Origin of the sequence: Ruegeria meonggei, assembly GCF_042768335.1 — a bacterium.
In the GTDB taxonomy this organism is placed as follows: domain Bacteria; phylum Pseudomonadota; class Alphaproteobacteria; order Rhodobacterales; family Rhodobacteraceae; genus Ruegeria; species Ruegeria meonggei.
Window position 1 is genome coordinate 1,285,423 of sequence record NZ_JAXHBT010000001.1, and the last position, 12,673, is coordinate 1,298,095.

The window sequence follows — 12,673 nt, forward strand, 5'->3', positions numbered from 1 at the left end:
AAACTTACCACTTCGCTAGGTTTGTCAAAAGACGAGAGGCATGAGTATGAAGATCGCCTCAGGCGGACAAACGGGGGTGGATATCGCGGCATTGGAATTTGCCCGCGAGAACGGGCTGCCCTATGGCGGCTGGGTGCCCAAAGGCCGAACGAATGAAGCGGGCCGCATCCCAGATCAGTTCAGTGGTCTGGTCGAAACGCCCACAGAATCAGTATCTGAAAGAACAAAGCGTAACGTCGTCTTTGCTGACGCCACGCTGATTTTTATCGATGGCTCAACCAGCCCCGGCACTTTGCAAACCGTTGATTTCGCGATCGACGCGGGGAAACCGCATCTGATCGTCGATCTTAGGGGTGGCACAGATACTTGCGCTCAACAGGTACGGGTCTGGTTAGCTTCGACCCCAATAGAGGTTTTGAACATCGCAGGCCCGAGGGCATCCGAGGCACCGGGGGTCGGAGCACGTGCGCGTGCGGTACTTGATCAGATCTCCGACAGGCTGAGCGGTTGATTCCCAGCCGAGATCCGATGCACGTATGGGGTCCAGCTGGCCCTTTGTGAACTGCGTGGCCGGTCGGGATCGTCAGCACCTTTACACCCCCAGCCTGTTGCCGCTTGTCGGATCAAACAGGTGCATATGTGCTGCAAGCACCGAGAACCGCATAAGGGGGTGTTTCTCTTCGATCGGATGAACGCCCGGCAGGCTGATCGTGATGGCATCGCCGGTTGCTGTCAGGTGCCCGTGCAACAGAGTGTTTGCCCCCAAGGGTTCGGCAATTTGAATCGACGCCTCCAATGGGCCATTATCGTCCTGGACCAGATGCTCGGGGCGGATGCCCAGCTTTACCGCACCGTCTTCACCCTGAGACGGGCCCACAGCTACCCCACTGACGCTGATCGACCCGGCATCGCGCGTGGCGTCAAAGATATTCATGGCAGGGCTGCCGATGAACTGCGCGGCAAACAGGGTCTGCGGTGTTTCATAGACCTCAAGCGGGGTTCCGATCTGCTCGGCAATTCCTCCGTTCATCACGATCATCCGGTCAGCCATTGTCATAGCTTCGACCTGATCGTGGGTCACATAGAGCGAGGTGACCCCCAACTTCTCTTGCAGCTCGCGGATTTCCAGACGCATCTGAACCCGCAGCTTGGCATCTAGGTTTGACAAAGGTTCGTCAAACAGGAAAACCGCAGGCTCGCGCACAATCGCGCGCCCCATGGCCACCCTCTGGCGCTGCCCGCCCGACAGCTGCCGGGGCTTGCGGTCCAGCAGCGGCTCAAGCTGTAACAGCTTGGCGGCGTCGGTCACCTTCTGATCAATCTGATCCTTCGGCAGACCTGCAATCTTCAGCCCATATCCCATATTCTGACGCACAGACATATGCGGATAGAGCGCGTAGTTCTGAAACACCATCGCGATATCGCGGTCCATCGGCTCTTTTTCATTGGCGCGCTCAGTCCCGATCCTGATCTCACCGGCGGTCACGGTTTCAAGCCCCGCAACCATGCGCAGCAATGTCGACTTGCCGCAGCCCGAAGGGCCGACGATTACGATGAACTCACCATCTTGGATATCGACATCGATACCGTGGATCACATCCGTCGGTCCAAAGCTCTTCTTGATGTCTTGAAGGGTTACTGTAGCCATTTCTTATTTCTCGCTATCGACAAGGCCGCGTACAAACAGCTTTTGCATGGACACCACAACAATGACCGGCGGTATCATCGCCAGGATGGATGTGGCCATGATCACCGGCCAGTTGGCGACATCATCACCGGATGGGAACATTTGCTTGATGCCCATCACGATGGTGTTCATTTCGGGGTCAGTGGTAATCAGCAGCGGCCAGAGGTATTGGTTCCAGCCATAGATAAACAGGATCACAAACAGCGCCGCAATATTTGTGCGGCTCATCGGGACAACGATATCGATAAAGAACCGCATCGGTCGCGCGCCATCCACGCGGGCCGCCTCGGCCAGTTCATCCGGGATCGTCAAAAAGAACTGGCGGAACAAAAAGGTGGCCGTGGCCGACGCGATCAAGGGGAAGATCAAGCCGCCATAGCTGTTCAGCATTCCGAAACCGGCCACCACTTCAAACGTCGGAACGATGCGTACTTCAACGGGCAGCATGAGCGTCAGGAAGATCAGCCAGAAAAACGTCGTGCGTCCGGGAAACTTGAAATAGACAATCGCAAAGGCCGACAGAAGCGAGATCGCGATTTTGCCGACCGCAATCCCGATTGCCATCACCAGGCTGTTGAACAGCATCGTTGCAACGGGAACGTTCACCCCGGAAAACAGCGCCGCCTTGTAGTTTTCCCAGAACTGATCCCCAGGCCAGATCGGCATTGGCGGTCTGACGATTTCGGGTTGCGAAACCGTCGAGGCAACAAAGGCCAGCCAGATCGGAAAGAAGATGACCAGCACCCCAAGGATCATCAACGCATGCGTCAGCCAGATGCCAGCACCCCGTTTTTCGACCATACCGTGTTGTTGGGCAGCCATCAGTAATGCACCCTTTTCTCAACGTACTTAAACTGGATCACGGTCAACAGGCCCACCACGATCAACAAAATGACCGACTGCGCCGAGGATGAGCCCAAATCCTGCCCGACAAAGCCGTCGGAAAACACTTTGTAGACCAGAATGGTCGTCGCTTGTTGCGGTCCGCCCCCGGTGATCGTGTGGATCACCCCGAAGGTTTCGAAGAACGAATAAACCACATTCACGACCAGCAGGAAAAACGCAGTTGGCGACAAAAGCGGCAGGACAATCGTAAAGAACCTGCGCCAGAAATGCGCGCCATCAATCGCGGCGGCCTCGATCACAGAGCGCGGAACCGATTGCAACGCCGCAAAGAAGAACAGGAAGTTATAGCTGATCCGGCCCCAGGCCGAGGCAACAACCACCAGACCCATCGCTTCTGTCCCGTTCAGAACGTGGTTCCAGTCATAACCAAGCTGGCTGAGGTACCACGAAATGACACCCACCCGTGTGTTGAACATGAACAGCCACAGCACACCGGCGACGGCCGGCGCAACGGCATAGGGCCAGATCAAAAGCGTGCGGTAAGCGCCTGATCCTTTAATCAGCCGGTCCGCGATCACCGCAAGAAACAGGGCTGGGATCATCGAGCACAATGTGACGAGGGTAGAGAAGATCGCCGTCGTCAGGAACGAGGCACGGTAGAATTTGTCGCTAAGAAGAAATTCAAAATTACCCAGTCCAACGAACTGGGAAGACAGGCCAAACGGGTCCGGAATAAAAAGAGACTGCCAGATCGCCTGCGCCGCCGGGTAAAAGAAGAATACGGCAGAGATGATGACCTGCGGTGCAATCAGCACAAGCGGCAGCAGCCAGCCGCGAAAGGTTACGCGTTTTTCCATCTTGGGGGCCTAGGTGCAAAGATTGCGGGCTCCGAAGAGCCCGCATCTGTTTTGGTTTTACTGGTTGGCGGATTCGAAACGGCGCAACAGGCTGTCTCCACGCTCTTTGGCGCTGTCCATTGCTTCTTGTGCGGTTTTGTCGCCTGACCAGACGGCCTCCAGCTCTTCATCGATGATTCCGCGAATCTGGTCAAAGGACCCAAGACGCAGGCCTTTTGAGTTTGCTGTTGGCTCTTTGGCCGTCATCTGGATCACAGCGATGTCGGTGCCAGGGTTGCTGTCGTAGAAACCGGAGTCCCGGGTGACAACACCGGCTTCGGCGGTGATGGGCAGATACCCGGTATTCTGGTGCCAGTCCGCCTGCACATTGGCCGAAGACAGGAAGCTCAGAAACTCGCCGACCCCTTTGTACTCATCGGCCTCATGCCCTTCCATAACCCACAGGGATGCACCCCCGATGATGGTATTCTGCGGCTCGGCTGTCAGGGCTTCCCAATATGGCAGTGGGCGCACGTCAAATTCAAACTCGGCTTCGGAACTGATTCCCGCGTACCCCGCCGAGCTTTCGGTGAACAGCGCACATTCACCTGCGCGGAAGTTCGCACCGCCTTCGTTACGACGACCGGTATAGATGAACTTGCCATCCTTGGCCCAATCGCCCATCGCGGTCAGGTGCGCAACCTGCGCCGGGCTATTCAGCATTAATTCGGTATCCAGGCCCGCAAATCCATTGTCCTGAGACGCAAACGGCACATCATGATAGGCCGAGAAGTTCTCCAGGTGGATCCAGCTTTGCCACGCAGTGACCAGCGGGCATTCCTCGCCACCAGCTTTCAGCTGATCCAGAACATCGCCCACCTTTTCCCAGGTCGACAAATCGGTGTCCGGGTCCACGCCAGCCGCCTGCATGGCGTCGCGGTTCACCCACAATACAGGGGTAGAAGAGTTGAAAGGCAGCGACAGCATATCGCCGTCGGTCGTGGTGTAATACCCTTTGACCGATCCGATATACGCATCGGGATCAAAAGACGCGCCGCTTTCAGCCATCACCTGGTGCACTGGTTTGATTGCACCCTCTGCTGACATCATGGTTGCGGTTCCCACTTCAAAAACCATCAGAATGTGGGGCTGCTCACCGGCCCGGAAGGCCGCGATACCCGCATTCAGGGTTTCCGAGTAATTGCCCTTGTGGCTTTCCACGATGACATACTCGCTTTGGCCGGCATTGAATTCCTCGACCTGGGCTTTCACAAGTTCACCCAAACGGCCAGTGAAGGCATGCCAGAACTGAACTTCGGTCTGCGCCATCGCCATGACCGGCGACAAGGCGGTTGAAACGGCAAGCGCGCCGAGAATGTGCTTATTCATGATCTCTCCCACGCATCACAAGGGATGCTTTTTTGTTAACACCATCTGCTTCGCGTAAACGGTGTACTTAATACTTTTACGACGTTATCGCCGAAAAACCATAATTCAAGTTCAGTTTTTTTGTTACAAACATAATATAGTGTTATGAAATTCGCTTTGAGGTATCAGTTCGGGATCGAAAATGGGCCAGGTTTTAAGAATTCGGCAGTTAGAGGCGTTGGTGGCGGTGATCGCAAATGGCTCGATGACGGCGGCGGCGTCAGATCTTGGTGTCAGCCAGCCCGCGGTCAGCCGGTTGCTGTCAGATCTGGAACAAGCGCTGGGTTTCCAGCTGTTTGACCGCCGCGACGGGCGTTTGGTACCTTCTCAAGAGGTGCGGTATCTGCAACCGAATGTTGAGCGCGTTTTGGAACTGATGAAACAGATTTCAGACGTCAGCGAGGATATCACGCAGCGCAAAGCCGGGCATATCCGCGTAGCCTGCCTGCCCGGTTTCGCAACCAGTCATCTGCCCGGCGTTGTGGCGGATTTTCTGAAGAACAGGCCCGGTGTCACCCTGACCATCGAACCGGACCGGCCCGAGCGAATCTTTGAATGGATGATTGGTGAGCAATATGACTTTGGCATCACCGACGGGTTCAACGGGCATCCTGCGATCGAAAGCCGGAACATCGATGTTCGTTCCGTTTGCGTATTCCCCGAAGGCCATACGCTGGAATCGGTGCACGAAGTAACACCATCCTTGCTGGCCGACGAACAGATCATCCATACGCGGCGCGACAGCGACTTTTTCGGGCGCTTGTCCCGAGTGTTTCAGGACGCCGATGTCACGTTGAATTCTCATATCGAGGTTCGGCAGTTCACAGCCGCATGTGAACTGGTCGTCAACGGTGTAGGCGTCGCCATAGTGAGCGAGTTGGATGCGGTCAAATATGCAGGTCAGGGGCTGAGTTTCCGACCCTTCAGACCGATCCTACCTCATACCCTGTCTCTGGTCCGCCCGGTGCTCAAGCAACCGTCTCTGGTGGCGTTGGAGTTCATAGAACTTTTCAGCGACAGTCTGATCCCCTTTATGACGGAAGCGACGAAGGGATAAAGGTATCCTTCCGTCCGGCCCCTGCCGCTTGCGTCTTAGACTTCGGTGTTTCGCTCTCGTTCCGGCAGGTCCTCGATCAGGCGCGTTTCCAGCAGCTGACCATTGGCATACAGAATCGGTGTTGAGATGGCCGCGATATGACTGTTGAACTCACGGAACGCGCGAAGAGTCTCTAGATGGATATCGCTGGTCTCAAGGCTATCAACCTGCCCGCTCTGCAAACGCCGGAAGTGACGTTTACGGCTGTCTCGTTCGGCTCGCTTAATCTCGGTTTTTTCCAGGTTCAGAAGCCGCGCGCTTTCAATATCTTCCGAAATGAGAACATTGGTTGCCAGTTTAAGATTGGCCAGAATTTTCTCGTGCAGCTCCTGCAACTCTAACCATCCCTCGTGCGAAAACTGCTTGCCCGTCTCTTGCAACTCGGCCGCCAGAACAGTCAGGCGCTTGGCCACGACATCGCCCGCAGTTTCCAACCGGACGGCATATTCCAGAACGTCGCGCGCCTCGTCTGCGTGTTTCTTATCCATCTTCTCGATCGGCAAGGATGCCACAAAGGTCCGGATATCCGACAGGCTTTGGTTTACCTCGTGATCGAGTGTCTGAACCGCCTTGATCTGCTCGATCTCACCAGACCGATACAGGGTCAGCAAGGGGCTGAACATCAGCTCGACCTGATCAGCCATCCGCAATAACTCTCGCTTGAGCGCCGAGATGGCCAGTGTCGGGGTCTCGGCCAACTGCGGGTCCAGCGCACTGGCCGGTTTTGCACGGGCTTCGGGTTCGGACCGGCGCGGTGCATCCGGCAACATCCGCTCGAACGGACCCTTCAATAATTGGCAAAACGGCAGCGACAGGATCAGCAGAGACGCGTTGAATGCCAGATGTGCATTGACCAGCATCTGCCCCTGATACCCTGCCCCCAACACACCAGCCTGAACGGCGAGGTTGGCTGCAAACAGGCACAGGATCGCCCAAACACCCCGCAGCGCCAGATTGGCAAAGGGGATGCGCCGTGCCTGTATGTCCATACCTCGTGTCAGCCACACGGGGATCAGCGCGCTGCCCAGATTTGCCCCCAACACCAGTGACAACCCGGCGGAAAACGGCAAGGCACCGATCTGCACCAGTGTCACGCACATCAGGATCGCAGCCACCGAGCTGTGCATGACAAAGGCCAGTGCCCCGCCGACAAGAAACGCGGTCACGTAATCACGCACTAGATAGTCGGCAATGGCAGGCAAAAAAGCGCTGTGTTGGATCGGATCCATCGCCTCGCGCAGAAAGCGCAGGGATATCAGGATAAAGGCGACCCCCATAAGGATACGCCCAATCTGACGGGGTTTCTTACGCTCGGTCTTGACGAACAGCCATCCACCAACGGCCAGTAGCAATGGCACAAGCCAATCCAGGCGGAAGGACAAAATCTGGATGATCAACGCCGATCCCAGATCACCACCCAGCACGATCGCAAGACCGGCTGGAAACGACAAAAATCCACCCGCAGCAAACCCAGACGCCAGCAACGCAACCGCGGCCGAGCTTTGCAGCACAAGCGCCATTACCATGCCGGTCATACTTGAACCGACGGCGCTGTTGTTGCGGGTCAGAACACGTTTGAAAGACGCGCCATAGCTGCGCTCAATCCCGGTGCGCACCATGCGTACGGCAAACAACAACAGCATTGTTGCACCCGCCAATTGCGTCAGGAAGACTAGTATTGCCATTCTGAGCACATCCTTCGTTCTGCTCGGTGAGACCGGATCATTCCGCCACCTCTACATCAATCTGCCAGCGCTCAAGTTTGGCCGCCAGTTTCTTTCCCGGTGCAACATCCGTTACAAGCCGCCCGATCTGGCTGGGATCGAAACCCTGATGCCGTCCCGCTGTCTCAAACTTCTGATGAACCATGGCCACAAGCGCCAGGCTGGTGCGTTCCAACACGACCGAGGCCAATTCGGCCTCAACCGGGTTTTCGTACAAAAACCCGTACTTCGAATTTAACGCGTCCGCGCTGAGCAGAGCGACGTCGTAGGAATAGCGGCGGGCCTGCGCCTCGGCCACAAAGCCAAATGAACCCAGTTCATCCTTGCGCATTTCACCACCCAGCAAAAATACGCGGTTGCCGTTATGCTCAACCAACTCATGCGCAACTTTGGTCGAGTTGGTCACAACGGTCAGATTATGCCTGACCCTCAGCTCTTCGGCACCAATAGCGGTTGTACTTCCAACGTCCAGAAACACGGTGGCCCCGTCGGGCACAGCCTTTGCAACCGCTTTGGCTATCTTGCTCTTTTCCTTCGTAAACTCGCTGAAACGCTGGAAGAACCCCGTCTGCTGACGTGTTTCGAGAAGACGAACACCACCGTGTCCACGGGCAACAACACCCATTTTTGACAGGGATTTGACCGCTCGCCGAACCGTCTCATCCGAGACATCCAGGAATTCTGCAATTTCTGCATTCCGCGCATGGCCGCCAAATTGGCGAAGCACTTCAAGCAGTTGCATTTCCCTCGGGGAAAGGGTTTTTTGTGGTGTCATATGTTGTTGTCTGCTCACTAGAACTTTGCGTCATACGCGCTGGACAAGAAAAGTCCACACTAACGTTGGTATTTTCCACAATATCCCACATTTTTGTTATGTTTTGCAACCACACCGCGCGCGGACCGATTCACAGCCACGAAATCAAGTGGGCCTCTTTCCAGCACAACGTCTGAATCAGAGAGCAGGATGCTGGCAAGGCCGCCTTTTTTCATTTGATCAGTGGGCTTTATATGAACAAACTCAGTCCACGTTTCAGACTGTGGACCGCGAACAACCCCGGAGGGCATTGATGCAGAAAGCTCGATCATTGCGACGTAGCATGGTTTCGGTGCTCATTGCATTTGCATGTGCTGCCCCACACTGGGCCGAAGCACAAAGTGATCCAAGCGTTGCATCTGCAACCAATGCCGATTGGGCCGAGGTCAAAGAAATCATGGATCGGCGCTGTGTCGTTTGTCACAGCTGTTATGACGCGCCGTGTCAGCTAAAACTGACCTCCCCCGCCGGGCTGTTACGTGGGGCCAGCAAACAAGCCGTTTATCACAGTCAGCGCCTTGAGGATGCGCCGCTGACCCGACTGGGCGTTGATGCACAGTCCCTACCCCAATGGCGGGCGCTTGGATTTCACTCGGTGACGCAGAATGTGGAAACTGACCCCAGCTTGCTGGAAAGATATCTGGATCTGGGTCGCCAAAACCCTATGCCCGTAAACGCGCCTGTTCCTGCCGCGCTTAACCTGACTACAGATCGCCCTCTGGCCTGCCCCACCCATGATGAGTTCGATGCCTACCGCGATGGCAATCCGTTGGCCGGCATGCCGTACGCAACTGCGCCGCTCGAGGATCACGCGCACCAAACACTTGTGGCATGGGCACGCAGCGGCGCGCCATTACCTTCCGCACCCCCCAATGTTCCCGACGACATTCAGGCTCAGATCACCGAGTGGGAGGCGTTTCTGAACGGCAAAAACTTGCGACCCCAACTTATGAGCCGGTACATTTACGAACACTTGTTTCTGGCGCGGTTACACTTTCAGGGTGATGACCCAAGACGCTTTTTCCAACTGGTGCGCTCAACCACGCCGCCCGGTGAAAAGATCGGCATCATAGCAACCCGTCGCCCCTTTGATGCTCCGGGCGTGAACCCGTTTTACTATCGCCTTCAACAAATTGACGAAACGATCGCGCACAAGGAACACCTTGTCTACGAGATAGGGCCTGATCGGATGGCACGTTTCCAGACACTGTTTCTGGACCCCGACTGGTCGCTTGCCACTGCGCCGCCCTATGGCGATGCCGAGGGCGGTAATCCCTTTAGCACTTTTGCCTCTATGCCCGCCCGCAGCCGCTATCAGTTTTTGCTTGATGATGCCTTGTTCTTTGTCCGCAGCTTCATCCGCGGCCCCGTTTGCCATGGGCAAACCGCCGTGGATGTGATCGAGGACCGGTTCTGGGTCAGCTTCCTGGACCCGGACGCGGATCTGTCGATCATCGATCCGGCCTTTCTGCAGGACGGAGCGGTACATCTGGAGCTGCCCGTCTCTGGGGTTGACGGCGGCGCGTTGGGCGATTTGCAAGGCTTTTCGCATGCCAATCAGGTCAGGTATCTTGAGTTCCGCGATGCCCGTTATCGCGACAGCGCGGCGCACACAGAAGGGTTCGACTACGATGCAATCTGGGATGGTGATGGCACCAACCCGAATGCGCTGATCACGGTTTTCCGCCATTTCGACAACGCCGCTGCAATGACCGGATTTCATGGTGACATCCCCGAAACGGCGTGGGTCATCGATTATCCGATTTTCGAACGCATCTACTATGATTTGGTGGCGGGGTTCGATGTGTTTGGCCGGGTCGAACATCAGCTTTCGACACGTCTGTACATGGACGAGCTGCGGATGGAGAGCGAAGACACTTTCCTGTCCTTCATGCCCAAAGCGGCCCGTCAGCAGATACACAAGAAATGGTATCAAGGCACATTGGCTGAAATTCATACCTATTGGCACCACCGCCACGTCGATGCCAGTTTTCCCACCGGCATCGGCTTTGAAACTTCGACGCCCAAGCAGGAGTTCCTGTTGACACTGCTCGCACGCGGCAATGGCCTGTGGTCGGTGACAGACCCGATCAACAGATGCGCTGACGCAGATTGCTCGCAAAGCCAGATCCAACTCGCCCTGCGCGCGTTGGCCAATCAACGTGGCGATTGGGTGCGGTATTTGCCGGACCTGTCTGTTCTGGTCGTCGAAGACAGTGGCGGTGCGGCAGACGTCTTCTCACTTGCCCATGATAAGGCCCACACGAACGTGGCGTTTCTGTTCGACGAGGCAGCCCGCCGAGACCCTGAGACGGATGTTCTGACAATTCTGCCCGGGCTGGCTGGCAGCTATCCGAATTTCTTCTTCAAGGTTCGGCAGGACGAGTTGACCGCCTTTGTCCAGGACCTGAAAGCTGTAGGGTCGCAAAGTGATTTCATGGAAGTTGTGGCCACCCATGGCGTACGCAGAACAAGCCCGGAATTCTGGCCGTTGAGTGACCGAATTCATGAAATCTTCATCCAGCGAAACCCGGTTCATGCGGGTATTTTGGACCTCAACCGGTACAAAGACCCTAAATCAGCTGATGATCCGACCTGATCCCGTGTCGGACCCGCTATCGATCAATTGACAAGTTAACTTGCCGCACCTCGATCCGGCCCCTAAGTTTTAAGTATGCGGTCTTATGCAGATATCCGCCCGGCCTATAGCCGGGCCGAACGTATAAGTGACGGAGTCGTCCACGTGCTGGGCGTGACGTCCGCCCTTGTTGCGGTACCAGCCCTGATCGTGATGTTGGTCTTTTATCGATCCGAACCTGCTGCGGTACTGGGTGCTTCGATCTATGGCGCCACGCTGGTTCTGATGCTCACGTTTTCGGCGGCGTACAATATGAACGAAAGTAAAAGGTGGTCCGATCTTTTGCGGCGTCTCGATCACTCAGGCATCTATGTCAAAATAGCCGGGACCTACACGCCGTTCCTGCTGGTCTCAGGCGTACAGGCACCTGGGCTGCTGTTGGGGCTATGGTCTTCGGCGACGCTTGGATCGTTGTTGAAACTCATCGATCCCAATCGCTTTCGCTGGTTTGGACTGGCCCTATACCTGATGATGGGATGGGCCATTGTGTGGGCCGGTCAATCCACCTTGGCCGAACTTTCGCCAACGGTTTACTTCCTGATGATCGCGGGCGGAGTTGTCTACACGGTCGGCGTCACGTTCTATCTTCTCGATTGGCTGCCCTACCACAACACGATCTGGCACGTGTTTGTTCTGGCCGGCAGCATATTGTTCTTCTTTGCCGTAGCGCTCCGTGTTTTGCCCGCGCCGCTTGAGGTAACTTGACCCTGCGCACACCTTTTGGCGCCGCCCGGATTGTTACCCCACGTTGTAATTAGTAACCCCACGGAATCTGGCCTGCTGCGGCCCTTCCAATTCTCGTACGCCCTGACTATTTAGCGCCGACTTCCTTACAGCTCTGCCCGTCATTAACTGAACGTAGGGCGACCGATTAGCAGGCACATTCATGGCAAATCCTTCATTCATCGGCCTTGCGCCGAACGCTACCTCTTACTCTGAAACCAACGCGACCACCCCGGCATCTTCCGGGCCCGGTGCGAATTCCCAGGTCGACGTGCCCTGTTTCGCGAAAGGAACCCTGATCCTGACCCCGCGCGGCGAGGTCAAAATCGAAGACCTGAAATCTGGTGACTTGGTCACTATGGCCGATGACACAGAAAGTCCAATCGAGTGGATCGGTTCAAAAACCGTCCAAACCGACCCTGAAAGTTGCGAGCGGCTGAACCCGATTCAGATTTCAATTGGGGCCCTGGCACCAAACGTGCCTTCTGTCCCCTTACGAGTATCGCCCAATCACCGCGTTCTTGTATCCCGGCCCGAAAACAAAATTCACTTCGGAGAATCGTCGGTTCTCGTCCCCGCCAAACACCTGACATCGATGGACGGCGTCACCCAAGACGACACCCCTCAACAGGTGACCTACTACCATCTTCTGTTCAAACGGCATGAGATCGTCATCTCAAACGGCGCAGAAACCGAGAGTTTTCACCCAAGCGATGCTGCGTTCAACAGTCTTGCAGAACAATCTCGCGAAGAGATACTTGCGTTGTTCCCTGAACTTCGAGACCAGAGCAACAACGCTTACGGCGACACCGCAGCCCGTGCCGTGCAAGACCACGAGGTCGACCTGCTTAACTTCAGCTGATCCGCTTGGCAAAAATCGA

Annotated in this window: 11 protein-coding genes; 5 read left to right on the plus strand and 6 right to left on the minus strand. The window is 55.9% G+C overall.

Features of this window, described 5'->3' with window-relative positions; genetic code table 11:
* The first annotated feature begins 40 nt into the window (after positions 1-40).
* Positions 41-511, plus strand: a complete 471-nt coding sequence (locus SJY13_RS06410) for a putative molybdenum carrier protein (protein ID WP_377189095.1) — start codon at positions 41-43, stop codon at positions 509-511.
* Positions 512-592: 81 nt separating this feature from the next.
* Here the strand turns inward: SJY13_RS06410 and ugpC are convergent, their stop codons facing one another.
* From ugpC to ugpB, 4 genes are read right to left on the minus strand one after another with little or no spacing between them, the layout of a single operon-like run.
* Complete coding sequence (ugpC, locus tag SJY13_RS06415) at positions 593-1,648, minus strand: sn-glycerol-3-phosphate ABC transporter ATP-binding protein UgpC (RefSeq protein WP_377189098.1); 1,056 nt, start codon at positions 1,646-1,648, stop codon at positions 593-595.
* Between the two features lie 3 nt (positions 1,649-1,651).
* Entirely contained in the window at positions 1,652-2,488 is an 837-nt protein-coding gene (gene ugpE, locus SJY13_RS06420; protein WP_085822027.1) for a sn-glycerol-3-phosphate ABC transporter permease UgpE, read from the minus strand.
* A 20-nt stretch (positions 2,489-2,508) separates the two neighbouring features.
* On the minus strand, positions 2,509-3,390 hold the full coding sequence (ugpA, locus tag SJY13_RS06425) for a sn-glycerol-3-phosphate ABC transporter permease UgpA (protein WP_377189101.1): 882 nt from the start codon (positions 3,388-3,390) through the stop codon (positions 2,509-2,511).
* A 57-nt stretch (positions 3,391-3,447) separates the two neighbouring features.
* Positions 3,448-4,758, minus strand: coding sequence for a sn-glycerol-3-phosphate ABC transporter substrate-binding protein UgpB (ugpB, locus tag SJY13_RS06430; RefSeq protein WP_377189104.1), 1,311 nt, complete (start codon positions 4,756-4,758; stop codon positions 3,448-3,450).
* A gap of 181 nt (positions 4,759-4,939) precedes the next feature.
* Between ugpB and SJY13_RS06435 the strand changes: the two genes are divergently transcribed.
* Positions 4,940-5,854: a LysR substrate-binding domain-containing protein gene (locus SJY13_RS06435; RefSeq protein WP_377189107.1), complete on the plus strand. Its 915-nt coding sequence runs from the start codon at positions 4,940-4,942 to the stop codon at positions 5,852-5,854.
* A 35-nt stretch (positions 5,855-5,889) separates the two neighbouring features.
* Here the strand turns inward: SJY13_RS06435 and SJY13_RS06440 are convergent, their stop codons facing one another.
* Positions 5,890-7,578, minus strand: coding sequence for a Na/Pi cotransporter family protein (locus tag SJY13_RS06440; RefSeq protein ID WP_377189110.1), 1,689 nt, complete (start codon positions 7,576-7,578; stop codon positions 5,890-5,892).
* 37 nt (positions 7,579-7,615) lie between these two features.
* Entirely contained in the window at positions 7,616-8,359 is a 744-nt protein-coding gene (locus tag SJY13_RS06445) for a DeoR/GlpR family DNA-binding transcription regulator (RefSeq protein WP_377189113.1), read from the minus strand.
* A gap of 325 nt (positions 8,360-8,684) precedes the next feature.
* On the opposite strand from SJY13_RS06445, the gene SJY13_RS06450 reads away from it, so the two are divergent.
* From SJY13_RS06450 to SJY13_RS06460, 3 genes are all read left to right on the plus strand, one after another.
* On the plus strand, positions 8,685-11,030 hold the full coding sequence (locus SJY13_RS06450) for a fatty acid cis/trans isomerase (RefSeq protein ID WP_377189116.1): 2,346 nt from the start codon (positions 8,685-8,687) through the stop codon (positions 11,028-11,030).
* Positions 11,031-11,105: 75 nt separating this feature from the next.
* Entirely contained in the window at positions 11,106-11,774 is a 669-nt protein-coding gene (gene trhA / locus SJY13_RS06455) for a PAQR family membrane homeostasis protein TrhA (RefSeq protein WP_377189119.1), read from the plus strand.
* A 181-nt stretch (positions 11,775-11,955) separates the two neighbouring features.
* Entirely contained in the window at positions 11,956-12,654 is a 699-nt protein-coding gene (locus SJY13_RS06460; protein WP_377189122.1) for a Hint domain-containing protein, read from the plus strand.
* Positions 12,655-12,673: the final 19 nt, after the last annotated feature.